The sequence below is a fragment of the Pseudomonas khavaziana genome (genome assembly GCF_036704165.1).
Lineage (GTDB): Bacteria > Pseudomonadota > Gammaproteobacteria > Pseudomonadales > Pseudomonadaceae > Aquipseudomonas > Aquipseudomonas khavaziana.
In genome coordinates this window covers 1,410,442-1,436,802 of the sequence record NZ_CP129946.1, presented here as the reverse complement: position 1 = coordinate 1,436,802, position 26,361 = coordinate 1,410,442, and the positions used below count along the sequence as shown (strand labels likewise).

The window sequence follows — 26,361 nt, the reverse complement described above, 5'->3', positions numbered from 1 at the left end:
TACACCTGCGGGGGCTAAACAGTAAGGGTTCGCATTGCCGCACAGCGCAATTGTGGATGTCGATAAAGATCAACATGTGAGAGGGGGCTTGCTCCCGATGGCGGTGGGTCAGCTAAAAACATGCTGACTGACACACTGCTATCGGGAGCAAGCCCCCTCCCACATTGTGAACTTCATTGTGGCTTATATTGTGTTTGCTTAGGTTCTGGCAGCCGCCAGGATCAGCGCCTTCATCTCAGCAACCGCACCTTTGAAACCAACGAACAACGCATGCGCCACCAGCGCATGGCCGATGTTCAGTTCGTTGATGCCCTTGATCGCGGCCACCGCTTCGACGTTGTGATAGTGCAGGCCATGACCGGCATTGACGATCAGGCCTTCGTTGAGCCCGCAGTTCACGCCGTCGATGATGCGCTGCAGCTCATCAGCCACTTCGGTCGGGGTGGTGGCATCGGCGTAACGGCCGGTGTGCAGTTCGATGGCCGGGGCACCGACACGGCGCGAGGCTTGGATCTGGCGTTCGTCGGCGTCGATAAACAAGGATACTTCGCTGCCGATCTTCGACAGCCGCTCCACCGCGGCCTTGATCCGTGCTTCTTGACCTGCGACATCAAGGCCGCCCTCGGTCGTCAGTTCCTGGCGGGTTTCCGGCACCAGGCAGATATGCGCCGGGCGGATGCGTTCGGCAAACGCCATCATTTCTTCGGTAACGCCCATTTCGAAATTCATGCGCGTTTGCAGCACGTCCTTGAGCAGCAACACATCGCGCTCCTGGATGTGGCGACGATCTTCGCGCAGGTGCACGGTGATGCCGTCAGCACCCGCTTCTTCGGCGTCCAGCGCAGCTTTGACCGGGTCAGGGTAACGGGTGCCCCGGGCCTGGCGCAGGGTGGCGACGTGGTCGATGTTGACGCCAAGAAGAATGCGATTGCTGGTGGTCACGGAAGCGCTCCTGAAAAGGGAAAGAATCGGTGCACAGCATACACGGGGATGTCAGGGCTTTCGAAACAACTCGCGACTGACCAGCGGCCGCCCGCCCAGATGCACGGCCAGGGCCTGGCGCATCAAACGCTTGGCGGCGGACAAGGCACCCGGCGCGGTCCAATCCGCTTCGCTCATGGCCAGCAGCTCGCAGCCCTGGAACAGGCCCGGTTGCAGCAGGAACACGCGCTCCAGGCCAGCGTCCACTTGCAGGCGGTACATGCCATCGGCGGCGATGGGCTCGCCGTGCATGTCATTGCTCAACTCAAAGCCGTAGCCAAGGTCGTCGAGCAAGCGCCATTCGAAGGCGCGCAGCAACGGCTCCAGGGGCCGGCCTTCGGCCAGGGCCAGCAACGTGGCGGCGTAGTGATCGAAGACCGCCGGGTGCGGGTCTTCGGCGGGCAACAGGCGGATCAGCAGTTCATTGAGGTAAAGGCCACTGAACAGTGCATCGCCGTTGAGCCAGGCAGAGGTGCCGACGCTTTCCAGGCGGCCGACGTTTTTCAGCTCGCCTTTGCCACGAAACTCCACATCCAGGGCCACGAATGGCCGCGCCAACGTCCCCGCCTTGCCTCGCGCACTGCGCAACACCGCACGCAGGCGGCCCTGGGGCGTGAGGAAGTCCACCAAAGCGCTGGTCTCACGATAGGCGCGGCTGTGCAGCACGTAGGCGAGTTGGCTGGGAGGCGGGGATTGAGACATGGATGCTCACTGTTGGAATGCATTTTTGAAAACGACACAAACCCAATGTGGGAGGGGGCTTGTCCCCGATTGCAGTGTGTCAGTCACTTAATGGTTAACTGACCCACCGCTATCGGGAGCAAGCCCCCTCCCACATTTTCAGCCCTGTGGTGCATTCGAGACCTTACAGGTCGCCATAGCCCAGGGAGCGCAGTGCACGCTCGTCATCGGACCAGCCGCCCTTAACCTTCACCCACAGGTTAAGCATGATCTTGGAGTCGAACAGCAATTCCATATCCTTGCGCGCTTCGGTGCCGATGCGCTTGATGCGCTCGCCCTTGTCGCCAATGATGATTTTCTTCTGGCCGTCACGTTCGACGAGGATCAGCGCATGGATATGCAGGGTCTTGCCCTGCTGCTTGAACTCTTCGATTTCCACGGTGATCTGGTACGGCAGCTCGGCGCCCATCTGGCGCATGATTTTCTCGCGCACCAGTTCGGCGGCAAGGAAGCGGCTGCTGCGGTCGGTGATCTGGTCTTCCGGGAAGAAATGCTCGTTCTCCGGCAGGTAACCGGCGATCACACGCTCCAGGGCTTCGAGGTTGTGGCCGTGCTGGGCCGAGATCGGCATGATCTGGGCGTTCGGCAGTTGTTCCTGCAGCCAGCTCAGGTGCGGCATCAGCTCGGCTTTGTCTTCGATACGGTCGGTCTTGTTCAACGCGACGATCAACGGGCCGGTGACGTACTGCACGCGTTCGAGGACCATCTGGTCTTCGTCGGTCCACTTGGTGCGGTCGACCACGAAGATCACCACGTCGACGTCTTTCAACGCCGCCGAAGCGGTCTTGTTCATGTAGCGGTTCAGGGCTTTCTCGCCGCCTTTGTGCATGCCCGGGGTGTCGACGTAGACCGCTTGCACGTTGCCTTCGGTCTTGATGCCCAGCATGTTGTGGCGGGTGGTCTGGGGCTTACGCGAGGTGATCGCGAGCTTCTGGCCGAGGATGTGGTTGAGCAGCGTGGACTTGCCCACGTTCGGGCGGCCGACGATGGCAACATAGCCACAGCGTGTTGCGGTTGAATCAGTCATGGCCATTCTCCACGCCCAGGGCAATCAGTGCTGCAGCGGCCGCTACCTGTTCGGCAATACGACGGCTCACACCCTGACCTCGGCTTTTTTCGTTCAATAAGGTGACTTCACATTCCACGAAGAACACGCGGCAATGAGGCTCACCCTGGATATCCACCACTTCGTAGCGTGGCAGTTCGCAACCGCGGGACTGCAGGTATTCCTGCAGGCGGGTCTTGGGATCTTTGTTGGTGTCGACCAGTGTCAGGCTTTCGATTTCCGAAGCCAGCCAGGCAACCACGCGCTCCTTGGCCGTCTCCATGCCTGCATCAAGGTAGATCGCACCGATCAATGCTTCCAGGGCATCGGCCAGAATCGACTCGCGACGAAAACCGCCGCTTTTCAACTCACCGGAGCCCAGCCGCAGGTACTCGCCCAGGCCGAACCCCCGGGCCAGCACGGCCAGGGTCTCGCCTTTCACAAGGCGAGCCCGCAGGCGCGAAAGCTGGCCTTCACGTGCTTGCGGAAAACGCTCGAACAGCGCCTCACCGGCGGCGAAATTGAGGATGGCATCACCGAGGAATTCCAGGCGCTCGTTATTGCGCCCTGCAAAGCTGCGGTGTGTGAGGGCAAGGACCATCAATTCCTGGTCCTTGAAGGTATAGCCGAGCTGGCGCTCGAGACGGCTTAGAGAAACGGTCACGGTTTACCCATATCTAGTTGGTGGCACCGGCGGCCATCGACGATTGACGCAATGTTCAAATTCACATCCTGATTGGTGCTGCATGAGGCCGGACGGTTAATTGTCCAAGCCCCAGAAAAGCATTCGGCGCTGTGTTCACAGCGCCGCCTGTATTACTTGATCAGCCCGACCCGCGAGAAGTTCGGCAGGTGGCTGAGCTTGGGTTCCGGCCAACTCATCCAGACCGCGAAGGCTTTGCCGACGATATTCTCGTCGGGCACCATGCCCAGCAGGTCCTTGGGAATATTGGGATCGTCCCAGTAACGGCTGTCGTTGGAGTTGTCGCGGTTGTCGCCCATCATGAAGTAGTGCCCGGCAGGCACTTTCCACTCGCCATCAGGCATCGCGCGGTAGCGGCTCATTTCCTTGCGGATTTCATGCTCTACCGTACCGAGTTTTTCCTGGTACAGCTCGGCGCTGCCCAGGGTGTTGGGCTCGGCGCCCAGCAGCTTCTCGGCCACCGGTTCACCGTTGATCAACAGGCGCTTGTCGCTGGTGTAGCGCACCACGTCGCCCGGCAAGCCGACGACACGCTTGATGTAGTTGACGTTCGGGTCGCTTGGGTAGCGGAACACCATCACATCGCCGCGCTGCGGGTCACCGACCGGGATGACTTTCTTGTCGATCACCGGCAGGCGAATCCCGTAGGAAAACTTGTTCACCAGGATGAAGTCACCCACGTCCAGGGTCGGTTTCATCGACCCCGAAGGGATCTGGAACGGCTCCACAAGAAACGAGCGCAGCACCAGCACGATGAACAACACCGGGAAGAACGACTTGCCGTATTCAACCAGCAAGGGCTCTTTGTTGAGTTTCTCGACCACCACCGCATCGGGCTGGCTGACGCTGCCCTGATAGGAAGCGATGGCTGCCCGCCGACGCGGGGCGAAGAACACCAGATCGAGCAACGCCAGGAAACCACAGACGGCAACGGCGATGACCAGCAACAGCGGGAAATTTAGTGACATAGGACCTAACTATCCAACCTGAGCACCGCAAGGAAGGCTTCTTGTGGAATTTCCACGTTGCCCACTTGCTTCATGCGTTTTTTACCGGCCTTTTGCTTCTCAAGCAGCTTGCGCTTACGGCTAACGTCACCGCCGTAGCATTTGGCCAGTACGTTCTTTCTGAGAGCCTTGACGGAAGTCCGCGCAATGATCTGCCCGCCAATGGCGGCCTGGATCGCGACGTCGAACATCTGGCGCGGAATCAGTTCTTTCATCTTCTCGGTCAACTGGCGACCTTTGTAGTGCGCGTTGTCCTTGTGCACGATCAGTGCCAGGGCATCGACCTTGTCGCCGTTGATCAACACATCCAGTTTCACCAGATTAGCCGATTGGTAACGGTCGAAATGGTAATCCAGCGAAGCATAGCCGCGACTGGTGGATTTGAGTCGGTCGAAGAAGTCCAGGACCACTTCGTTCATCGGCAAGTCGTAGGTCACTTGCACCTGGGTACCGAGGAACAGCATGTCGTGCTGTACGCCACGCTTTTCGATACACAAGGTAATCACGTTGCCCAGGTGTTCCTGTGGCACAAGAATATTGGCGCGCACGATCGGTTCGCGCATGTCTTCGATGGAAGACAGGTCTGGGAGTTTGGACGGGTTGTCGACGTAAATCGTTTCACCGGTTTTCAGCGCCAGCTCAAAAATAACGGTCGGTGCCGTGGTGATCAGGTCCAGGTCGTATTCGCGCTCGAGGCGCTCCTGGATGATTTCCATGTGCAGCATGCCCAGGAACCCGCAGCGGAAGCCGAAGCCCAGGGCATCGGAGCTTTCCGGGGTGTACTGCAACGACGAGTCGTTGAGGGTCAGCTTCTGCAGGGCTTCACGGAAGTCTTCGAAGTCGTCGGAGCTGACCGGGAACAGGCCGGCGTAGACCTGCGGCTGGATACGCTTGAAGCCCGGCAGCATGGCGACGTCGGGGGTAGAGCTCAAAGTCAGGGTGTCACCTACCGGCGCACCGTGGATGTCCTTGATACCCGCGATGATGAAGCCTACTTCACCGGCTTTCAGATCAGTGGTGGCGGTGTGCTTTGGGTTGAATACACCGACGCTGTCCACCAGGTGGATCTTGCCGGTGGACTTGACCAGGATCTTGTCGCCCTTCTTCACCCGGCCATGACGCACGCGTACCAGGGAAACAACCCCCAGGTAATTGTCGAACCAGGAATCGATGATCAACGCTTGCAGCGGATCTTCGTAGTTGCCGGTTGGCGCGGGAATGGTCTTGACCAGGCGCTCGAGCACTTCGTCGACGCCCAGGCCGGTCTTGGCGCTGCACTCGACGGCGTCGGTGGCGTCAATACCGATGATTTTCTCGATTTCTTCCTTGACGCGGTCAGGATCGGCCTGAGGCAGGTCGATCTTGTTCAGTACTGGCATGACCTCCAGGCCCTGCTCGATGGCTGTGTAGCAGTTGGCCACGGACTGGGCTTCAACGCCCTGACCCGCGTCAACTACCAGTAATGCACCTTCGCAGGCTGCCAGGGAGCGGCTGACTTCATAGGTGAAGTCGACGTGGCCTGGGGTGTCAATGAAGTTCAGCTGGTACTTGATACCGTCTTTGGCGGTGTAGTACAGCGTCACGCTGTGGGCCTTGATGGTGATGCCGCGCTCGCGCTCAAGATCCATGGAGTCCAGGACCTGGGCTTCCATTTCACGCTCGGCAAGGCCGCCGCACATCTGGATAAACCGATCGGCCAGCGTCGACTTGCCATGGTCAATGTGGGCGATGATGGAGAAATTGCGGATATGACTCAAATCACTCACGGATCAACACTCAAAAAGGCTGCAGGCAGATTGCCCGCTGAAAAATAGCCGGGAATTGTACCTGATGCTCGGGCCAGGCGTCATCTTTGGTGACCGATACAAAAAAGCCCCACTTTAATGGGGCTTAAGACTGTAGGAGCGAGCTTGCTCGCGAAAATCGCCAACGATAACGCGCTTATTCTGGATAAACGCGGCGTTTCGCAGACTTTCGCGAGCAAGCTCGCTCCTACAGTCAGTGGCATCTCGAGAGCTCGGCTTTCAACCGGCCCGGCGCAGCAGCCAGAACCCGGCCAGGGTACAGATGGCCGTCGGCACCAGCACCGCAAACAGCGGCGAGAAACCGAACACCAGGCTCGAGGGCCCGAGCAAATCCTGGGCGATGCGGAAGGTAAAGCCCACCAGCACGCCGGTGAATACCCGCTGGCCCAGGGTCACGGAGCGCAACGGCCCGAAGATAAAGGAGATCGCCATCAACACCAGCGCGGCGGTAACCACCGGCTGCAGCACCTTGACCCAGAACGCCAGCCAGTAGCGGCCGTTGTTCAGGCCCTGGTCCTTGAGGTAATGGATATAGCTCCACAAACCAGAGATCGGCAGGGCTTCCGGAACCATGACCACCGTATTGAGCAATTCCGGCTTCAGGGCGATATCCCATTGCTCGGTCGGCACGTTGATCACTTCGGTGCTGGACTTGGTGCCCTGGCCCACATTACGGAAATAAGTGGTGGTGACATCGCTCAACTGCCATTGCTCGGCGCTGTATTGCGCGCGCTTGGCAAAGCTGGAGGACAGCATGTGCCGCTCTTTATCGAACGTGTAGCGGGTCACCCCGATCAGCAGGCCGCCTGGCTGCACGGCGTTGATGTGGATGAACTCGTCACCCTGGCGGTGCCACAGGCCGTGCTTGGCGCTTTGCGCATCGCCCGACCCCTGGGCCAGGGCGCGATTGGCCTGGGCGGTGGCTTCCGCCGGAGGCGCGACGTATTCGCCGATCAGCACACTGCACGCCATCAGCAGCAGCATCGGCTTCATCACCGCCCAGACGATACGACCAATGGAAACGCCAGCGGCGCGCATGATGGTCAGTTCGCTGTTGCTGGCCAGGGTGCCCAGGCCGATCAGACAGCCAATCAGCGCGGCCATCGGCATCATGTCGTAGAGGCGACGCGGCGCAGTCAGTGCCACGTAGCTCAGTACATCCGAGACCGTGTAGGTGTCGGTGACGTTGCCCACTTCATCAATGAAGGCGAACAGCAAGGCCAGGCCGAGGATGATGCCCAATACCGCCAGGATGGCGATCAGTACGCTGCTACCAATGTAGCGATCAAGCTTAGCCACGAGCCAACTCCTTCAGGCCACGACGGCTCTTCATTTTCAAACGGATAGGTTCCCAGTAGAGCAGCCCCAGGCCGATCATCAGGAAAACCCCGTGTACCCACCACAGGCCCAGGGCCGGCGGCAACTTGCCCTTCTCCAGGGAACCACGGGCAGAAATCAGGATGGTCAGGTAGGCCATGTACAGCAGGATCGCCGGCAGCAACTTGAGGAAACGCCCCTGGCGCGGATTGACGCGCGACAGCGGCACGGCCATCAGGGTCACGATAAACACCAGCAGCGGCAGAGACAGGCGCCATTGCAACTCGGCGATGGAGCGCAATTCCGGGCTGCCGAACAGCGATGAGGTGGGCAGCGCGTCGCGGTCGGTGACCTCGTCACTGATCTCGGCCTTGGGCAGCATGACGCCGTAGGTGTCGTACTTGATCGCCCGATAATCCGCCAGGCCAGGGCTGCCGTCGTAGCGGTAGCCATTTTCCAGGATCAGGTAGCGGTTGCCATCGGGGCGGATTTCCTGGCGCCCGCTGTCGGCCACCAGGATCGAAATGCCACGGTCCTTCTGATTCTGGCCGAGGTTCTTCTGGGAGATGAACACGCCGCCGAGGTTGGAACGGTCATCGGTCATGGTTTCGGTATAGGTCACCCGCGTGCCATCGTTGAGCGCCTGGAAGCGGCCGGGCTCGAGGGTGTCGAACTCAGTCATCGCATCCTGCTTGTTCAGCAGCAACTGGAATTGCATGGCCCCCTGGGGCGCCAGGCTCATGCTCAACCAGGCGACCACCAGGGCAACGCCGGCGGCCGGCACCATGGTCATGGCCAGCAGGCGCTGCTGGCTCATGCCGGTGGCCGACAGCACGGTCATTTCACTCTCGAGGTACAGCCGGCCATAGGCCAGCAATATGCCGAGAAACAGCCCGAGCGGCAGGATCAGCTGCAGCATGCCGGGCATCCGGTAGCCCATGATCAGGAACAGTGAACCTGGATCCAGGGCGCCAGCGGCGGCCTGGGCCAGGAACTTGACGAAACGACCACTCATGATGATGACCAGCAATACCGCACTCACGGCACTCAGGGTCAACAGGACTTCGCGGGACAGATAACGGAAGACGATCAAACCAGACACTCCAGGGTTGTCAGGCTAAGGCGGCCAAACAAGCAAGCATACCGAGTCAGCCCGTTTGCGCGGGCCGGCTAAAAAGATGGGGCATTATCCTGTGATTGTTCGCGCCTGTCACGGAGCTTACTCATGCGCACGCACAAAGCGTGCGCCAAGGGTTGTCAGGCTCCGCTGGCGAGGTTCAAACTGCGGCCTTTGTCGCGGGCGGCTTACAACGCCGCCAAGCTTTAAAGCCTGGGTACAAACGCCAGGCTCACCGACCTTATAAGGGACCCGAAAATGGAATTGGTTGTAAAAAGCGTTAGCCCCGAAACGTTGAAAACCGCCACCCTCGTGGTCGCTGTCGGCGAAGGCCGCAAACTCGGCGTCGCCGCCAAGCAACTGGACGAACTCAGCGGTGGCGCGATCAGCGCCGTGCTCAAGCGCGGCGACCTGGCCGGCAAGGTCGGCCAGAGCCTGCTGTTGCAGAGCCTGCCGAACCTCAAGGCTGATCGCGTTTTGCTGGTGGGCGTGGGCAAGGACGCCGAACTGGGCGACCGTCCATTCCGCAAGATCGTCAGCGGCATCCTCAGCACCCTCAAGGGCCTGGGCGGCACCGATGCGGCACTGGCACTTGACGAAATCATCGTCAAGGGCCGTGACAGCTACGGCAAGACCCGCCTGTTGGCCGAAAGCCTGGTGGACGGCGGCTATACCTTCGACCAGTTCAAGAGCCAGAAGGCCGAACCCCGTGCGCTGAAGAAGATCACCCTGCTGACCATCAAGGCGGCCCAGGCTGAAGTCGAGCGCGCCGTGACCCACGCCCAGGCCATCGCCAAGGGCATGTCGTTCACCCGCGACCTGGGCAACCTGCCGCCGAACATCTGCCACCCGACTTTCCTCGGCGAACAGGCCAAGGCGCTGGGCAAGGAGTTCAAGGGCCTGAAAGTCGAAGTGCTCGACGAGAAGAAGATCAAGGAACTGGGCATGGGTTCGTTCTATGCCGTGGGCCAGGGCAGCGATCAGCCGCCACGCCTGATCGTGATGCAATACAACGGCGCCAAGAAGTCCGAAAAGCCTTATGCCCTGGTGGGTAAAGGCATTACCTTCGACACCGGCGGCATCAGCCTCAAGCCGGGCGCCGGCATGGACGAGATGAAGTACGACATGGGCGGCGCCGCCAGCGTATTCGGCACCCTACGTGCGGTGCTGGAACTCAAGCTGCCGGTCAACCTGGTGTGCATCCTGGCGTGCGCCGAGAACATGCCGAGCGGCGGCGCGGCCCGCCCTGGCGATATCGTCACGACCATGAGCGGCCAGACCGTGGAAATCCTCAACACCGACGCTGAAGGCCGCCTGGTGCTGTGCGATGCCCTGACCTATGCCGAACGCTTCAAGCCACAAGCAGTGATCGACATCGCGACCCTGACCGGTGCCTGCATCGTTGCCCTGGGCTCCCACACCTCGGGCCTGCTGGGCAACAACGACGAACTGATCGAGCAACTGCTCAGCGCGGGCAAGGCCGCCGATGATCGCGCCTGGCAACTGCCGCTGTTCGATGAGTATCAGGAACAGCTGGACAGCCCGTTCGCCGACATCGCCAACATTGGTGGCCCGAAAGCCGGCACCATCACGGCGGCCTGCTTCCTGTCGCGTTTTGCCAAGAACTTCAACTGGGCGCACCTGGACATCGCCGGCACGGCCTGGACCAGCGGCGGCAAGGACAAGGGCGCCACTGGCCGCCCAGTGCCGCTGCTGACCCAGTACCTGCTGGACCGCGCCAAAGCCTAAGCGCCACCGGCCCATCTGTAGGAGCGAGCTTGCTCGCGAAGATCGCCAACGATAACGCGCCCATCCCGGATGAACGCGGTGTCTCTGGTTTTTCGCGAGCACGCTCGCTCCTACAGGACTGGCGGGCCAGCACCAGGAACTGCAATGACCCAAGTCGACTTCTATATATTGCCCAGCGCCGATCCCCTCGCGCGCCTGGACTTTGCCTGCAAGCTCACCGAAAAAGCCTGGCGCATGGGCCACCGCATCTACCTGCATTGCAGCGATGCAACCCAACGTGACGAACTGGATGCCCGCCTGTGGCGCTTCAAGGGCGAAAGCTTCGTGCCCCACGGCCCCGCCGAATCCGAACCCGAAAGCCCGATTGTCCTGGGTTTGGGGGACAGTTGCGGCGATCACCAGGACCTGCTGGTCAACCTTGACCTGAAAGTACCGGCCTTTGCCAAGGCGTTTGCCCGCGTGGCGGAAGTGGTGGTGGAAGACCCGGCTATTCGTCAGGCCGCGCGGGAGAGTTTCCGTTTCTACCGTGAACAGGGCTATTCTTTGCAGGATCACCGGCTACAACGACTCTGAGTACACGATGGACACTCCCAACCCGCTGAAAAAAGACGACCACCTGCTGGACGACCTTGAGTCGATCCGCCAGTTGCTGGGTGATGACAACTTGCAGCCGCCGCTGCTGACCGACACGGTGGACGGCGAGGTACAGATTCCGCTGTTGTTCGATATGGTCAGCGGCAAGCCCGCCGCGCCGGAGCCTGTCGCCGAGCCCGCGCCAGCAGCTGAAAAAGCACCCGACGCCCTGCTGCTGCACCTGGACAACGAACTGCGCGCTGCCGCCCAATTGATCATGCAGGACGTGATCGATGATTTTGCGCCGCATATCGAAACCGAGATCAAGCGGCGGATGGATGCGCGCATGGAACGGTTGCTCAGCCAATACCAGTCCTGAGCCACACTGATATTTCCTGTGGGAGGGGGTTTGCTCCCGATAGCGGTGTATCAGCCGATGATTCGGTGGCTGACACTCAGCAATCGGGAGCAAGCCCCCTCCCACATTAGTTTTGCATCAGCCTTAAGTCCGTCTTCAACTCGCCCTCCTCGTCCTGCCCCGTTATACTTGCCGGCTTTCCTGAATAAATGCCAACTAGGGTCCCGCCGCGCATGGATAAGACCTATCAGCCCCACGCTATCGAAACTTCCTGGTACAACACCTGGGAGTCCGAGAACTATTTCGCCCCACAAGGTGCCGGCGATTCCTACACCATCATGATTCCGCCACCGAACGTCACTGGCAGCCTGCACATGGGCCATGGCTTCAACAATGCGATCATGGATGCTTTGATCCGTTTCCGCCGCATGCAGGGCCGCAACACCCTGTGGCAACCGGGCACCGACCACGCCGGTATCGCCACCCAGATGCTGGTGGAACGTCAACTCGAAGCCACCGGCCAGAGCCGCCACGACCTGGGGCGCGAGAAATTCCTGGAAAAAATCTGGGAATGGAAAGACCAGTCCGGCGGCAATATCAGCCGTCAGATCCGTCGCCTGGGTTCGTCCGTAGACTGGAGCCGCGAGCGCTTCACCATGGACGATGGCCTGTCGGAAGCCGTTAAGGAAGCTTTCGTGCGCCTGCATGAAGACGGCCTGATCTACCGCGGCAAGCGCCTGGTCAACTGGGACACTAAGTTGCACACGGCCATTTCCGACCTCGAAGTGGAAAACCACGACGAAAAAGGCTTCCTGTGGAACCTCAAGTACCCGCTGGCTGACGGCGCCAAGACCGCCGAAGGCAACGACTACCTGATCGTCGCCACCACGCGTCCGGAAACCATGCTGGGCGACGCCGCCGTCGCGGTTAACCCAAACGACGAGCGCTACCAGGCGCTGATCGGCAAGTTCGTCGAACTGCCGCTGGTTGGGCGTCGCATCCCGATTATCGCCGACGACTACTGCGACCCTGAATTCGGCACCGGCTGCGTGAAAATCACCCCGGCCCACGATTTCAACGACTACGAAGTCGGTAAGCGCCACAACCTGCCGCTGCTGAACATCTTCGACAAGAACGCCGCCGTGTTGCCGGCCTGCCAGGTATTTAACCTGGACGGTACGCTGAACGACAGCGTCGACGGCAAGATCCCGGCCGAATACGCCGGTCTCGACCGCTTCGAAGCGCGCAAGCAGATCGTTGCCGCGTTCGACGCTGCCGGGTTGCTGGTCAGCGTTGACGACCACGGCCTGAAAGTGCCGAAGGGCGACCGCTCCGGCACCGTGATCGAGCCGTGGCTGACCGACCAGTGGTACGTATCCACCAAGCCGCTGGCCGAGCCTGCGATTGCCGCCGTGGAAGATGGCCGTATCCAGTTCGTGCCCAAGCAGTACGAAAACATGTACTTCTCGTGGATGCGCGACATCCAGGATTGGTGCATCAGCCGCCAGCTGTGGTGGGGCCACCGCATCCCGGCCTGGTACGACGAGTCGGGCAAGGTCTACGTTGGCCGCGACGAAGCCGAAGTACGTGCCAAGCACAACCTGGGCCCGGACATTGCACTGCAACAGGACAACGACGTACTCGACACCTGGTTCAGCTCGGGCCTGTGGACTTTCTCCACCCTGGGCTGGCCGCAGCAGACCGAGTTCCTGAAGAAATTCCACTCCACCGACGTGCTGGTTACCGGCTTCGATATCATTTTCTTCTGGGTTGCCCGGATGATCATGCTCACCATGCATTTGGTGAAGAACGAAGACGGCACCCCGCAGGTACCGTTCAAGACCGTGTACGTGCACGGCCTGGTACGCGACGGCCAGGGCCAGAAGATGTCCAAGTCCAAGGGCAACGTCCTGGACCCGCTGGACATCATCGACGGCATCGACCTGGAAACCCTGGTGCAGAAACGCACTTCGGGCCTGATGCAGCCGAAGCTGGCGAAAAAGATCGAGAAGCAGACCCGCGATGAGTTCGCAGATGGCATCGCCAGCTACGGCACCGACGCCCTGCGCTTCACCTTCTGCTCCCTGGCCTCTACCGGTCGCGACATCAAGTTCGACATGGGCCGCGTCGAAGGCTATCGCAACTTCTGCAACAAGATCTGGAACGCTGCACGCTACGTGCTGGACAAAGGCGAAGACTGCGGTCAGAACGGCGAAGCCTATGAGCTGAGCCTGGCCGACCGCTGGATCATCTCGCAGCTGCAACGCACTGAAGCCGAAGTGACCCGCCAGCTCGACCAGTTCCGTTTCGACCTGGCCGCACAGGCGCTGTACGAGTTCATCTGGAACCAGTATTGCGACTGGTACCTGGAACTGTCCAAGCCCGTGCTGTGGGATGAAAACGCACCGGTCGAACGCCAGCGCGGCACCCGTCGTACCCTGGTGCGCGTGCTGGAAGTCGCGTTGCGCCTGGCGCACCCGTTCATGCCGTTCATCACCGAAGAAATCTGGCAGCGCCTGGCGCCGCTGGCCGGTATCGAAGGCAAGACCATCATGCTGCAACCTTGGCCGGTGGCCAATGAAGCACGCATCGATGCGGCCGCCGAAAGCGATATCGAGTGGCTCAAGACCCTGATGCTCGGCACGCGCAACATCCGCGCCGAGATGAACATCGGCCCGGGTAAGCCATTGGCGGTGTTCGTCAAAAACGCCAGCGCTGAAGATCAGCGTCGCCTCAGCGAGAACGACGCGCTGCTCAAGAAGTTGGCGAAGCTGGAGTCGATCACCGTATTGGCTGCCGATGCCGAAGCACCGTTGTCTGCCACCGCGTTGGTCGGCGATATGGAAGTGCTGGTGCCGATGGCCGGGCTGATCGACAAGGACGCGGAACTGGCCCGTCTCGACAAGGAAATTGCTCGCTTGCAAGGCGAAGTACAGCGCGTGGGCGGCAAGCTGTCCAACGCGGCGTTCGTCGACAAGGCACCGGCCGAAGTGATCGACAAGGAACGCGCCAAGTTGGCCGAAGCTGAACAGGCTTTGGGCAAGTTGGCCGAGCAACATGCGCGGATCTCCAGCCTGTAAGGTTTGACTCGCGTGAAAAAAGAGACCTCCGGGTCTCTTTTTTTTGCCTATGCGGGAGGGGGCTTGCTCCCGATAGCGCTGGATCAGTCTCAATATTCTTGACTGTCACACCGCTATCGGGAGCACGCCCCCTCCCACATTTGACCGGGTTGAGCTCAGGATGTGTGACAATGGCCGCCACTTTGAGCCAACACCAGAATCAACATGACCGCCCCCACTACGCCTAAACCTCCGCGCAAGAAGCCCAAATCCGCTACCCCGGCCAAGCCCGTGGCTCCGCGCAAAGAGGCTACCCTGCACCCGCGCAACCGCCACACGGGCCGTTACGACTTCCCGGCGTTGATCAAGACCACGCCAGAGCTGGCGCAATTCGTGATCATCAATCCCTATGGCAAGGAGAGCATCGACTTTGCCAGCCCGGATGCAGTGCGCGTGTTCAACCGGGCCTTGCTCAAGTCGTTCTATGGCATCGAGCATTGGGACATCCCGGCCGATTACCTGTGCCCGCCGGTGCCGGGGCGTGCCGACTATGTGCATTTTCTCGCCGACCTGCTGGCCAGCGTCAACGACGGCAAGATCCCGCGCGGCTCCATCGTCAAGGTGCTGGACATCGGCATGGGCGCCAACTGCGTCTACCCGCTGATTGGGTATATGGAGTACCGCTGGAACTTCCTGGGCTCGGAAGTCGACCCCATCGCCGTGGCCGCCGCCAAGGCCATTGTGCAGTCCAATGACCTGGGCAAGGTCATCCAACTGCGCCAACAGCCCAACCCCAAGCAGATCCTGCTGGGCTTGCTGGAGCCGGGCGAGCGCTATGACCTGACCATGTGCAACCCGCCCTTCCATGCGTCCATGGACGAGGCCACCAAAGGCAGCGAGCGCAAGTGGCGTGCCCTGGGCAAGGCCGATCCGAAACGCAAGTTGCCAGTGCTCAACTTCGGTGGCCAATCGGCCGAGCTGTGGTGTGAAGGCGGCGAAGCGCGCTTTGTGACGCAGCTGATCGCCGAAAGTGCGCATTTTGCCCACAAGGTGTTGTGGTTCAGCACCCTGGTGTCAAAAGCGTCAAACCTGCCCGCGATCCAGACCGCACTGAAAAAAGTCGGCGTGCTGGAAAGCCAGGTGGTGGAGATGTCCCAGGGGCAGAAGCAAAGCCGGTTTGTGGCGTGGACGTTCCAGACCAAGAATGAGCAGCAGATCTGGCGAGCATCTCGGTGGGTCAGGTAGAACATTGAGTATGGCGTTCAGTTGAAACGCCCAAAGTGCCAGCAAATCGATTAAACGCGCCCTTACTCGATCACACGATAGACCGGTAAGGGCGCTGGAGGCCAGTTAGGAGAATTCGCAAATTCCACCGCTAGACAAAGTCAGGTCAAGACGCACCGTTTTAACAGGCGAATGAGCGACATTACCGCTCGCGTCGGCATACGAATAACTTAACTTCAACTCACCACGCCGCACCGGGGCAAGTATCTCGCTATAAGGCCCCAGGAATATCTGATTATTAGCGTCTGGCTTTGCAGGAATGTCGCTGTTGACGTTCGTCCCTCCTGACGCTGAGTCTGCGGTGGCCTTCCAATGGAATGCCACCTCGTGCTCGATGCCGGGCACCTGAACCAAGATACCGAAAGCAGCATCTTCTTTTCTAATGGTGGCACAGGAAATAAAGCCGCTTTCACTCAGATGCAAAATTTCGGGTACAGGAAGCTGTTCGTTGGACATGTTCGCCTCTCAAATAAGCGGTTGTCAGCCCCGCTCATCTTCAAGCAGGGCATTGATCCATAGGACTTAAAAGCACCGGTCGCGACTTGATTAACTGCTTTTGATCGGCACGCGTCTACTGTGAACCTTGACAGTGGTGAACCATCCAAATAGCTGTTACCCCGACTCATCCGGTTGAATATCCCTGCTTGCACTTTCCATCAGGCAACAAAAAACCGTGCCCGGATCACTCCGAAGCACGGTTTTTTTTTACTGCGTCTTACTTGTTAACAGCGTCGGTCAGGCCTTTAGCCACAACCAGCTTGATAACTTTCTTGGCAGCGATTTCGATGGCAGCGCCAGTCGAAGGGTTACGGCCAGTACGGGCAGGACGCTCGGTCACTTTCAGCTTGCCAATGCCTGGCAGAGTGATTTCGCCGCCGTTTTCCAGCTGATCAGCAACGATCTGGCCCAGTTGGTCCAGAGCAGCACGCGCGGTGGTTTTTGGCGCGTCGATAGCTTCAGCGATATCAGCGATCAGTTGGTCTTTAGTCAAAGCCATTGTGGTGTTCCTTCCCTATCAAATTCATATGGATTGCAGAGTGCAGTGTCAGCCGTCGAGCCTGGCCGTCATGGCCTGGCATCCCCGGCCATAACCACGGAGATCGGGGTTATAGATGCTTGAAACGGGGATTGGTTCGACCTGACAAATGCTGAATGCACGCTTAACGCCGAGACTTGGCGTAAGACCGGGCAAAACTAGCACAGAGACGGGGAAATATCCGCCTCAACATACCCATTTGGTCAGCTTTATCGCTCTAAACCGTGAAAAAAAGGCATATGGCCGGTCGGACGTCGTCCAAAACGCCCTTCGAGGCACGTCTTGACCAATGGGTGCGGTACACTGGGCGACTTTTCGGGGAGGCCAACCGCTCCCCCTTCAACCAGCCGAGAAGCCTATGCCGATCCGTCATTGCATCGTCCACCTGATCGACAAAAAACCCGACGGCACACCCGCAGTTCTCCACGCCCGCGACTCCGAGCTGTCCGAGTCGGCCGCCATCGAGAACATGCTTGCCGACCTCAACGAGAGCTACAACGCCAAACAAGGCAAGGCCTGGGGTTTCTTCCATGCCGAGTCCGGCGCGCACCCGTTCAGCGGCTGGTTGAAGGAATACTTTGACGGTGGCCAGGATTTCACCACTTTCAGCCGTACCGCCGTGGAGCACCTGCAGAAGCTGATGGAGGAATCCAACCTCTCCACCGGCGGCCATGTGCTATTTGCCCACTACCAGCAAGGCATGACCGACTACCTGGCGATCGCCCTGCTGCACCACAGCGAAGGCGTGGCGGTGACCGACGAGCTGGACGTGACCCCCTCGCGCCACCTGGACCTGGGCCAGTTGCACCTGGCAGCACGCATCAACGTCTCCGAGTGGCAGAACAACAAGCAGTCCAAGCAATACATCTCCTTTATCAAAGGCAAGAACGGCAAGAAGGTCTCGGAATACTTCCGCGACTTTATCGGCTGCCAGGAGGGCGTCGACGGCCCGGGCGAAACCCGCACCCTGCTCAAGGCATTCAGCGACTTCGTCGAAAGCGAAGACCTGCCTGACGAATCCGCCCGCGAAAAGACCAAGACCCTGGTGGACTACGCCAGCAGCCAGGCCAAGCTCGGCGAGCCCATGGGCCTGGAAGAACTTTCCGGCCTGATCGATGAAGATCGGCCAAAAGCGTTCTACGACCATATCCGCAACAAGGACTACGGCCTGTCGCCGGAAATCCCGGCGGACAAACGCACCCTCAACCAGTTCCGCCGTTTCACCGGGCGCGCCGAGGGCTTGTCCATCAGCTTTGAAGCACACCTGCTGGGCGACAAGATCGAGTACGACGAAGCTGCCGGCACCTTGATCATCAAGGGCCTGCCGACCCAACTGACCGACCAGCTCAAGCGCCGTAATTGATGCTGGGCGGGGTCTTCAAGAAAGTCCTGCTGGTATTGCTGGTGGTGGTGGTGATCCAGAACTGGGGCAAGGTCGAGCGGCTATTCAACCCGTCCCAGGTGGTTTCGGAACAGGTACGCAGCTCGGCGCGTGTGGTGCTTTATTCCACTGACTGGTGTGGATACTGCAAACAGATCCGGCGTTTTCTGGACCAGAAAGGCATTCCTTACCAGGCGCTGGATATCGAGAAAGACGCTCAGGCGCGCAAGGCGTATGAGGCGTTGGGTGGTGGCGGAATTCCATTTGTGGACGTCAATGGCACGTTGATCCGCGACTACAACCCGGATGCGATCATGGCGGCGCTGAAATAACCCAGTTCCTGAAACACCGTGGATCAAATGTGGGAGGGGCGGTGCGACGATTCGACTTGCTCCCTCCCACATTTGGTTTTGTGGTGGTCTTAGAAGTTGGCCTCTAGAGACACCATCGCCGTGCGCTCCTCCCCTACGTTGTAATACGCCGTGCTCGGCGCCAGGCCGTTGACCGGTGTCGAGTTGAACGCCACGGTGCGGGCCGAGCTGAGGTATTCCTTGTCGAAGACGTTGAGCATCGACAAGCGCAGGGTCGCCGACTTGATGACCTTCTTGTCCACCGGCAAATAGATACCGGCATTGAGGTCAAACACCGTACGGCCTTCGATCTTCTCCTTGTTGGTCAAATCACCGTAGAAGCTGCCGACATACTTGCCCGCCACGTTGCCGTAGAACCGCGAGTCGTCATAGCCAAACACCAGGTTGAACATATTTTCCGGTACGTTGGCCAGTTGCTTGCCAGAGGTGGGCAACAGCACATTCTTGCTGAGCAGGTCGTCCTTCTGCTCGGACTGGGTGTAGGTGTACGAGGCGTAGTAGTTGAAGTTGTGGGGCAACAAACCACTCCATTCCAATTCCAGGCCTTTGTTAGCGACGCTGCCTACGTTGAGCACCATGTAGTCGCCGCTGGCATCGGTGGTCGACACCTGACGATCCTTGAAGCTGATGTAGAACAGGGTCGCGCTCAAGGCCATGTCGTCTTCGGTGTAGCGCCAGCCCAGCTCCTGGTTCCAGCTCAACTCGGACTTGAGGCTGACGGAATCGCCCTTGTTGTACAGCACGTAGTTGGGAGGCGTGCGCATGTTGCGGGTGACGTTATAGAACGCCTGGTTGCTCTCGTCGACCTGGTACTTGGCGCTGAAGTTGGGCAGGAATTGGTGGTAACGGGTGTTACGTTTTTCCGGCTTGTCGTACAGGCTGCCGAGGTTGTTGCCGTCACGTTCGACGTATTGGTAGGCCACGCCGCCGACAAAACTCAGGTCCGGCGTGGCTTGCCAACTGTCCTGTACCCAGAGCTTCTGCGATGGGGTGACGGTGTAGTAATGACGACCTTGTACCGTCGCACCGTTCTTGTCGACCACCTGGCCGCCGCTGTTGTAGTCGCCCCACACATCATCCGGCGCGCCCTCGCCGTTAATGCCGATAAACGGCTGGGTCTGGCGCTGGCGTGCGCGTTCATACCAGTAGCCGTAGTCCAGGCTGTGTTCTTCGTTGATGTCCCACTTCATTTTGGCCGTGACGCCGGGGCGCCAGGTCTCGGTCCACGAAGGGCGATAGTAGTTGGCCGATTGCAGGTTGCCGAGGTCGTAATTGCCGGCTTTGTCGGATCTCGGCCCCAGGTTGGAGGCCGTCTGGCCGCTGAAGCTGCCACCGTTGGACCAGTAGTAATACGGCGTGACCGTCAGCGACAGATTGTCTTGAAGCTGCCAGCGCTGGGTCAGCGTGGCGTTGACGCTTTCAAAGGGGTTGCGATTGAGCTTGTAGGACGCAGATAACAAACCGGCTTTGTACACTGGGCTTTCAGCGTAGTCCTTGCGCCGTCCTTCATTGTCGAATTGCGACTTGCTAAGGCTGTTGTAATTGTAGTTTTCCTGCTTGTTGTACTTGACCGTGGCCAACGTGGAATTGCCGTTGTCACCTTCGAACAGGCTGCTCCACTCGATTTTATCGCTGCGCAGGGTGCCCTTGCCGCGCCACTTGTCACCTTCCAGGTGCGATGCCGAGACCCAGGTCTTGAGGCCACCGAAATCACCGGTATTAGCCCGCACGAAAGTTTTGCGCAGGTTATTGGTCCCCATAGTCTGCTTGGCAAAAAACCCCGCCTCCTTGGTTGGCCGCAGCGTAATCATGCCGATGTTGCCGCCGCTGGAACCGATGTGCGGGCCGTCGGCCTCGGAGGAGCCCTGGGTGGCGAACACTTCGGCGAGGTTTTCCGGGTCGCCCAGCTGGTTGGAATACACGCTGTAGTTGCCAGAATCGTTGATCGGCACGCCGTCCACCGACACCCCGACCTGGTCCGAACTCATGCCGCGCATAGTGAAGTTGGTGCCGCTGGTTCCGCTGGCGTCATCGCTGGAAACGTTGATGCCCGGGGTGTATTTGAGCTTGTCGATGGCGTTGGCGGTGGCCGACATTTCGTCCATGGCCTCCTTGGTCACCGTCGAGCGCGCCTTGGCACTTTCTTCGCGAATCATGTGGCCGTTGCCCAGGGTCTGCTTGCCGGCAACGTTCACCGAACCTACGTCCTGGGTGTCATCGGCCATCACCAGCGGTGCAAAGCCGCCCAGGCCCGATGCCAGAAGCAAGGCATAAAGAGAGTTGTAGTTCACGTGTAGATCCCTTACTGACATTGTTGTGTTGTATGGGGCAGAAGTGCTCTTCCTGACCACTTGCTCAGGAACCCAGGGATGATCCACGGCACGTGTAACCGTTTGGTGACAGGTTTTGGCGATTGCGATGAAGGTTCGGTGAACGGCGCTGCGACTAGCGCAACACGATGATGCGACCCAGCAGCCTGTGTTGTTCAAAGCCCAGCACCGCTTGCAAGGCGTTCAATACCGCCAACGGGTCCTTGCTCGGGAAACTGCCGCTGACGCGTTTGGCGCCCATCTCTTCATTGAGCAGAAGCAAGCGGCCAGGGTAATAACGACCCAAGTCCCGGACCACGTCGGCCAGCGGTGCCTGGTAGTAGTTGAGCCAGCCATCGCGCCAGGCCAGGCGGGATTCGCTGTCGACAGCTTGCATGGCATCGGCAACGCCATCGGCGTAGGCCACTTGCTGGCCTGCTGTCAAAACCTGCTGCCGGCCCTGTTCCGATGGTGTCACGCCCACCCGGCCGGACAATACGGTGACCTCGGCTCCAGCCGGTTGCAGGCGCACTTCAAACTGGGTGCCCAGCACCTGCGCTTGACCACCGCCCGCCTCCACCACAAAGGACTGGCCGGTGTGTGCCACGCTGAAAAATCCCGCGCCACGCCGCAGCTGGATATGCCGTTGACCATGGCTGAAATCCACGGCAATGGCGCTGTCGGCGTCAAGGGTGACCACAGATCGATCGGCCAGGGTGAAGGCCTTCACCTCCCCCGGCGCCGTCACGTAGTCAGCACCCAACTCATCGACCCAGCGCGACGGCTGCCAACCGGCGCCCATCGACACCATCACCAGCAGGCAGGCGGCCAGGGCCAGGGCGCCGGGCCAGCGCAGTGCACGGGAGCGCCTGGAGGAATTCATCTTATTGAGGTAGGCCTGCAAGGCCAGCGCGTCTTCATCGGCCAGCTTGCGCGCCGGCTCTTCGCTCAACTCCCACAGTACCTGAGCCTTGGCGTACGCCTCGGCATGCGCGGGATCGGCGCGCAGCCAGCGGCTGAACGTGGCCTGGTCGCCGCTGCTGGGCTGGTCATGCAGCAGGCCCAGCCAGTCAAGGGCGGCCTGTTCCTGGGCGGGTGTCGGCGGGATGTTCACGGTGCTTTCCCTGGCGTGCGTGGTGACGATGGTTCACGAAGGCTGGCCTTGCAGGCTTGGAGGGCGCGCATCATATGTTTTTCCACGGCACTTTGGGACAACCCCATGGCCTTGGCAATTTCTGCATACTTGCGCCCGTGGATACGGTTAAGCAGGAAAATCTGGCGGGTACGCTCTGGCAAACTGCGCAGGGCGGTTTCCACGTGTCGCAGATCGTGGCCTGCCTCCAGTGCGGCCTGGGGTTCGCAGACTTGGTGATCTGATTGCTCGGGCAACCAGCCTTCGCTGCTGCGTACTCGTGCACCTTCGCTACGCAGGTGATCGATGGCGATATTGCTGGCGCAGCGCAGCAGATAGGTGCTGAGTTCTTCAACCTGCACCAAGGGGCGACGCCAGAAGCGCAGGAACAAATCCTGCACCAGGTCGGCTGCCGTGGCGCGGCACCCGACGCGGCGGCTGACCAGCGCTTCCATCTGCGAACGCTGGGACAAAAACACCTGCAGGAAATGCGCACGCCCACCGGGCGCATCGGTGTGCGGGCTGTCCTGGGGCTCCGGCGGTGGGCTGATTATCATGGCAGGCTCAGGACAGTGCGAATGCTGCAACAGGGCTGGCCAGCAGGCTGAGGCCTGCCAGAATCAGCGCCAGCCTTGGCCGATATGGCAACAGCAGTACCAGCAACAAGGCGCTGAGCATCAACACTGCGCACCACTCGACCAGGCCCTGGCTCCAGCCTGCGGCCAGCACCGCCGGCCAGATCGCGGCAATCAGCAGCAACCAGCCACCCAGCCGCAGCCCCAAGCGCCGCTTCGACGTGAGTTTGCTGTGCAGCAGCTCGCCGTGATGACGGTCGGTGGACAGGCACAGCGCGGTAAACCCGGCGTAGCACATCAGCAGCGCGAGGAGCATCAGCCAGCCTCCTGCTTGAGCGTCAACCCACGCGCACGTTCGGCTTTGGGTTGCGGCGCGGTACGGCGTTGCATCTTCCACGCCGCCCAGGCAAGGAACACACCGCTGGCCAGGCAGGTCAGGTCGAAGCCGGCCATGGCCCAGTCGCCGTTCATCAGCGAGACGCCCAAATGCTGCGGGGTGGTCATTGCGTTAAGCAGCGGGATCGCCACAAACAGCAGCGCGCCGATGCTCAGTTGTTCGACCCAGCCTCGGCGACCGCGACGCAGCATCGCGTGTAACAAGCTCAGGCCCCAGGCGACAAAAAAGGCTTGCACCTCCCAGTCGGAGCGCGCGGCGAAACTTACCGGCAACAGGCGGTTGGCCCAGAAAAACGCGGCGATGGCGATCATCAAGCCAGCCATGCTGGCGATATTCAGCACCTCGACCAGGCGCAATTCAAACGGCATCGCTGCGCTCTTGACGTGTTTGAGCTGACGCTTGCCAAGCCAGATCACCAGTCCTGTGCCGATCATCGCCGTGCCCGCCAACCCGCAGATAAAGTACAGCCAGCGCAGCACCGGGCCGGCGAAATGGCCCATGTGCAGGCCGTAGAAACTGCCACCGATGGCCGACGGCAAGGACGGTTCACCACTGACTCGCAGCAACTCGCCCGTGGTGCCGTTGAATGAAACGGTGCTGCCGAAATCGTGCACCACGCTATCGGAGCTGGCGCGGAACACATTGACCGACGCGTTCACATCCCCAGGGTTGTTGACCGCCACCCGTCCCACATGACCGCCAGCCCACTGCTCGCGCGCCTGCTGGTACATCGGCAATAACGGCAGCAACTGGCCCGATTGGCCGAGGGCCGGCGCGTTGTCAGTGTTGGGGAACAGCTCCTTGAAGAACGCCCTGCTGTCGTCGCCGTAGGACGCCATGATGGGCGCTGGCATGACCATGCTCATGAAAATCACCAGGCTGCTGTAGGTGATCATCAGATGAAACGGCAGCACCAGCACACCCACCGCGTTATGCCCGTCCAGCCAGGAACGCTGGCCTTTGCGCGGGCGGAAGGTGAAGAAATCCTTGAAGATTTTCTTGTGGGTAATGATGCCGGTGATCAGCGCGACAAACATCACCATGGCGGCGATGGTCGACAGCCAGCGGCCCCACGGGTAAGGCATTTGCAGCTGGAAGTGGAAGCGATAGAAGAACTCGCCGCCCTTGCTGTCGCGGGCCTGCACCGGTTGGCCGCTGACCGGGTCGAGGACTTTCTGGATGAAGGTGCCGCGCTTGCCGGGCTCGACCTTGTCTTGCCACATAACCGACAGACCAGGATCGCGCTGGGTCGGCAGGGTAATGAACCAGCGTGCGGCCGTGGGCGCCTGTTGTTGCAGGTAATTCTGGGCCACGGCAAGGCTGCGCCCGTCATCCAGGGGATGGGCCTGCACTTCGGGCTGCATCCAGTGGGTGATTTCGTCTTTGAAATAGGCCAGGGTGCCGGTCAGGAAAATCGCGAACAGCAGCCAGCCGAAGATCAACCCGGCCCAGGTATGCAGCCAGGCCATGGCTTGGCGAAAACCCTCTTTCATGTGCGCACCATCCACAAACCTACGCCGGCCAGGGTGGCAAACAGCGCGCTTGGCAGCATCACCCCCGCCCAGGCACGCCACGCAGTGCGGCAGGCAAAGCACCACAGCACCGCCAGCAGGTAGAACACAAACGAGCTCATCATGCCGGTGACCACTGCGTCGGCACGCGATGTGGGCATCCACAACGCCAGGCAGATGGCGGCCAGGGACGCCATCAGGTAGCCGCCGATAACAGCCGCCAGCACACGCGAGGTGACGGCGAGGCGGTAGGAAACGGGCAATGAGGTTTTGCTTTTCATGCGGCAGACGCCAAGCTGATCAGCGCGCAATATTAATGATAAATATTCTCATAAGCAAAAGAGAACGGATGAATCACCTGCCGTGACGGATTGCCGAACCTCGTCGCCGCCCCTACAATGCGAACAATTCTTGTTCTCTAAAGCATGGCGATGCTTACGGAGTGATCGCGTTGCAGCCGTCCAATACTGTCGAAGTTTTGTACAACGACCATCACCACTGGCTCACCGGCTGGTTGCGACGCAAACTCGGCTGCCCGGAAAACGCCGCCGACCTGGCGCAGGACACCTTCATCCGCGTGCTCAGCGCACGGGACCCCCCGACGCTGATTGAACCCCGTGCCTTCCTCACCACCGTGGCCAAGCGCGTATTGTTCAACTTCTATCGCCGCCAGGACCTGGAGCGCGCCTACCTCGATGCCTTGGCGCAAATGCCCGAGCACGTCGCACCGTCGGAAGAAGACCGCGCAATCATCCTGCAAACTCTGCTGGAACTGGACCAACTGCTCGATGGCTTGCCCCGGCTGGCCAAGCGGGCCTTCCTGCTCGCCCAGCTCGATGGCCTGACCTACGCGCAGATCAGTGCCGAACTGGGCATCTCCATCGCCACCGTCAAGCGCCACCTGACCAAGGCGGCCATGCGCTGCTACTTCGCGTTATGAACGTCTCCAGCCAGGTCGCCGAGCAGGCCGTGCACTGGTTGCTGGAGATGCAGCAAGGCGCGCTCAACCCACGCCAGCAAGCTGCCTGGCAACAATGGCTGAATGCCCACAGCGAGCACCAGCGCGCCTGGGAACAGATCCAGCAGGTCAACCAACGCCTGCGCGGCATGCCCTCGCCCCTGGCCCACGCGGCGTTGAATGCCCCCACCTTGCGCAGCCGGCGCCAGGCGCTGAAGTTGCTGCTGATCCTGGGCGCCGGTTCGGCAGCAGTTTGGAGCCTGCGCCAGCAACATATCCTGCCGCCGCTGAGCGCCGACTATCGCAGCCCGATAGGCCAGCGTCGCAGCGTGCAACTGGCCGACGGCAGCCAGTTGAAACTCAACACAGGCAGCGCAGTGGATGTGCATATCGATGGGCAGCAACGGCTGATCCGCCTGCTCGAAGGCGAAATTCTGTTGACCTCCCGTGCAGGCGATACGCCGTTGCGCGTGCTGACCGGCCAGGGCCTGCTCAGCAGCCAGACGGCGCGCCTGAATGTGCGCCAGTTCAACGACCATACCCAACTCGCAGTGCTGGCCGGCCAGGTCGAGGTCACGCCCAATAACTACAGTGGCCTGCCACTGACCGTAGCGGCCGCGCACCAAGTGAATTTCACCCGCAAGGGCTGGGACACCCCGCGCTCGACCGACGCCAACAGCGGCGCCTGGGCCGACGGCATGCTGGTGGCCGCGCATATGCGCCTGGAAGACTTCCTCGGCGAACTGGGGCGTTATCGCCGCGGCCAGCTGCATTGCGACCCGCAAGTGGCGAACCTGCTGCTGTCCGGCAGCTACCCGCTGGATGACAGCGAACGCATCCTCGACCTGCTGGAAGTCAGCCTGCCAGTGAAAGTGCGGCGCTTTACCCGCTATTGGGTGACCGTGCAGGCACGTACCTGATGCATTTGTAGGAGCGAGCTTGCTCGCGAAAA

General features: G+C 60.3%; 25 protein-coding genes. 9 read left to right on the top strand and 16 right to left on the bottom strand.

Features of this window, described 5'->3' with window-relative positions; translation table 11 throughout:
• Positions 1-198: 198 nt before the first annotated feature.
• The 8 genes from pdxJ to lptF form a co-directional block, all read right to left on the bottom strand.
• Positions 199-942: a pyridoxine 5'-phosphate synthase gene (gene pdxJ, locus QYQ93_RS06315; RefSeq protein WP_148853384.1), complete on the bottom strand. Its 744-nt coding sequence runs from the start codon at positions 940-942 to the stop codon at positions 199-201.
• A gap of 51 nt (positions 943-993) precedes the next feature.
• Positions 994-1,683, bottom strand: coding sequence for a DNA repair protein RecO (recO, locus tag QYQ93_RS06310; RefSeq protein WP_043048669.1), 690 nt, complete (start codon positions 1,681-1,683; stop codon positions 994-996).
• 163 nt (positions 1,684-1,846) lie between these two features.
• Positions 1,847-2,749: a GTPase Era gene (era, locus tag QYQ93_RS06305; RefSeq protein ID WP_029297473.1), complete on the bottom strand. Its 903-nt coding sequence runs from the start codon at positions 2,747-2,749 to the stop codon at positions 1,847-1,849.
• Positions 2,742-3,431 (bottom strand): ribonuclease III, encoded by a 690-nt coding sequence (rnc, locus tag QYQ93_RS06300; RefSeq protein WP_043048668.1) that lies wholly within the window; start codon positions 3,429-3,431, stop codon positions 2,742-2,744. The genes era and rnc overlap by 8 nt, the downstream gene beginning before the upstream one ends.
• A gap of 152 nt (positions 3,432-3,583) precedes the next feature.
• Positions 3,584-4,438, bottom strand: coding sequence for a signal peptidase I (lepB, locus tag QYQ93_RS06295; RefSeq protein ID WP_043048667.1), 855 nt, complete (start codon positions 4,436-4,438; stop codon positions 3,584-3,586).
• 5 nt (positions 4,439-4,443) lie between these two features.
• Complete coding sequence (gene lepA, locus QYQ93_RS06290) at positions 4,444-6,243, bottom strand: translation elongation factor 4 (RefSeq protein WP_043048666.1); 1,800 nt, start codon at positions 6,241-6,243, stop codon at positions 4,444-4,446.
• A gap of 258 nt (positions 6,244-6,501) precedes the next feature.
• Positions 6,502-7,581 (bottom strand): LPS export ABC transporter permease LptG, encoded by a 1,080-nt coding sequence (gene lptG, locus QYQ93_RS06285; RefSeq protein WP_043048665.1) that lies wholly within the window; start codon positions 7,579-7,581, stop codon positions 6,502-6,504.
• Positions 7,574-8,692 (bottom strand): LPS export ABC transporter permease LptF, encoded by a 1,119-nt coding sequence (gene lptF, locus QYQ93_RS06280; RefSeq protein ID WP_338476548.1) that lies wholly within the window; start codon positions 8,690-8,692, stop codon positions 7,574-7,576. Before lptF ends, lptG begins: the two co-directional genes overlap by 8 nt.
• Before the next feature lie 282 nt (positions 8,693-8,974).
• Between lptF and QYQ93_RS06275 the strand changes: the two genes are divergently transcribed.
• From QYQ93_RS06275 to rlmF, 5 genes are all read left to right on the top strand, one after another.
• Positions 8,975-10,465: a leucyl aminopeptidase gene (locus QYQ93_RS06275; RefSeq protein WP_043048663.1), complete on the top strand. Its 1,491-nt coding sequence runs from the start codon at positions 8,975-8,977 to the stop codon at positions 10,463-10,465.
• A 144-nt stretch (positions 10,466-10,609) separates the two neighbouring features.
• Entirely contained in the window at positions 10,610-11,038 is a 429-nt protein-coding gene (locus tag QYQ93_RS06270; protein ID WP_043048661.1) for a DNA polymerase III subunit chi, read from the top strand.
• A 7-nt stretch (positions 11,039-11,045) separates the two neighbouring features.
• Positions 11,046-11,417 carry a hypothetical protein gene (locus tag QYQ93_RS06265; RefSeq protein WP_043048659.1) on the top strand — a complete coding sequence of 124 codons (372 nt, stop codon included), beginning with the start codon at positions 11,046-11,048 and terminating at the stop codon, positions 11,415-11,417.
• Between the two features lie 212 nt (positions 11,418-11,629).
• Positions 11,630-14,476 carry a valine--tRNA ligase gene (locus tag QYQ93_RS06260; protein ID WP_338476547.1) on the top strand — a complete coding sequence of 949 codons (2,847 nt, stop codon included), beginning with the start codon at positions 11,630-11,632 and terminating at the stop codon, positions 14,474-14,476.
• A gap of 204 nt (positions 14,477-14,680) precedes the next feature.
• Positions 14,681-15,700 carry a 23S rRNA (adenine(1618)-N(6))-methyltransferase RlmF gene (gene rlmF / locus QYQ93_RS06255; protein WP_338476546.1) on the top strand — a complete coding sequence of 340 codons (1,020 nt, stop codon included), beginning with the start codon at positions 14,681-14,683 and terminating at the stop codon, positions 15,698-15,700.
• A gap of 105 nt (positions 15,701-15,805) precedes the next feature.
• Here rlmF and QYQ93_RS06250 read toward each other — a convergent pair whose 3' ends face one another.
• Positions 15,806-16,195 carry a hypothetical protein gene (locus QYQ93_RS06250; protein WP_338476545.1) on the bottom strand — a complete coding sequence of 130 codons (390 nt, stop codon included), beginning with the start codon at positions 16,193-16,195 and terminating at the stop codon, positions 15,806-15,808.
• 259 nt (positions 16,196-16,454) lie between these two features.
• Positions 16,455-16,736, bottom strand: coding sequence for an HU family DNA-binding protein (locus QYQ93_RS06245; RefSeq protein WP_005785131.1), 282 nt, complete (start codon positions 16,734-16,736; stop codon positions 16,455-16,457).
• Between the two features lie 397 nt (positions 16,737-17,133).
• On the opposite strand from QYQ93_RS06245, the gene yejK reads away from it, so the two are divergent.
• Both yejK and QYQ93_RS06235 read left to right on the top strand, forming a co-directional pair.
• Positions 17,134-18,138: a nucleoid-associated protein YejK gene (gene yejK / locus QYQ93_RS06240; protein ID WP_003171997.1), complete on the top strand. Its 1,005-nt coding sequence runs from the start codon at positions 17,134-17,136 to the stop codon at positions 18,136-18,138.
• Positions 18,138-18,488 carry a glutaredoxin family protein gene (locus QYQ93_RS06235; protein WP_043048652.1) on the top strand — a complete coding sequence of 117 codons (351 nt, stop codon included), beginning with the start codon at positions 18,138-18,140 and terminating at the stop codon, positions 18,486-18,488. Before yejK ends, QYQ93_RS06235 begins: the two co-directional genes overlap by 1 nt.
• 89 nt (positions 18,489-18,577) lie before the next feature.
• Here QYQ93_RS06235 and QYQ93_RS06230 read toward each other — a convergent pair whose 3' ends face one another.
• The 6 genes from QYQ93_RS06230 to QYQ93_RS06205 all read right to left on the bottom strand — a co-directional run bounded on the left by QYQ93_RS06230 (position 18,578) and on the right by QYQ93_RS06205 (position 24,732).
• Positions 18,578-20,818: a TonB-dependent receptor gene (locus tag QYQ93_RS06230; RefSeq protein WP_338476542.1), complete on the bottom strand. Its 2,241-nt coding sequence runs from the start codon at positions 20,816-20,818 to the stop codon at positions 18,578-18,580.
• Between the two features lie 154 nt (positions 20,819-20,972).
• Entirely contained in the window at positions 20,973-21,950 is a 978-nt protein-coding gene (locus tag QYQ93_RS06225; RefSeq protein ID WP_338476541.1) for a FecR family protein, read from the bottom strand.
• Positions 21,947-22,525, bottom strand: coding sequence for an RNA polymerase sigma factor (locus QYQ93_RS06220; protein ID WP_043048649.1), 579 nt, complete (start codon positions 22,523-22,525; stop codon positions 21,947-21,949). The genes QYQ93_RS06225 and QYQ93_RS06220 overlap by 4 nt, the downstream gene beginning before the upstream one ends.
• Before the next feature lie 7 nt (positions 22,526-22,532).
• A complete protein-coding gene (locus QYQ93_RS06215) occupies positions 22,533-22,859 on the bottom strand; it encodes a DUF3325 domain-containing protein (protein WP_338476540.1) in 327 nt (108 codons plus the stop codon).
• On the bottom strand, positions 22,859-24,433 hold the full coding sequence (locus tag QYQ93_RS06210; RefSeq protein ID WP_338476539.1) for a PepSY domain-containing protein: 1,575 nt from the start codon (positions 24,431-24,433) through the stop codon (positions 22,859-22,861). Before QYQ93_RS06210 ends, QYQ93_RS06215 begins: the two co-directional genes overlap by 1 nt.
• Positions 24,430-24,732: a DUF3649 domain-containing protein gene (locus QYQ93_RS06205; protein WP_043048646.1), complete on the bottom strand. Its 303-nt coding sequence runs from the start codon at positions 24,730-24,732 to the stop codon at positions 24,430-24,432. Before QYQ93_RS06205 ends, QYQ93_RS06210 begins: the two co-directional genes overlap by 4 nt.
• A gap of 170 nt (positions 24,733-24,902) precedes the next feature.
• Here QYQ93_RS06205 and QYQ93_RS06200 point away from each other — a divergent pair, with 170 nt between their 5' ends.
• On the top strand, positions 24,903-25,391 hold the full coding sequence (locus tag QYQ93_RS06200) for a sigma-70 family RNA polymerase sigma factor (RefSeq protein WP_338476538.1): 489 nt from the start codon (positions 24,903-24,905) through the stop codon (positions 25,389-25,391).
• Positions 25,388-26,329, top strand: a complete 942-nt coding sequence (locus QYQ93_RS06195; protein ID WP_338476537.1) for a FecR domain-containing protein — start codon at positions 25,388-25,390, stop codon at positions 26,327-26,329. Before QYQ93_RS06200 ends, QYQ93_RS06195 begins: the two co-directional genes overlap by 4 nt.
• The last annotated feature ends 32 nt before the right edge of the window (positions 26,330-26,361 follow it).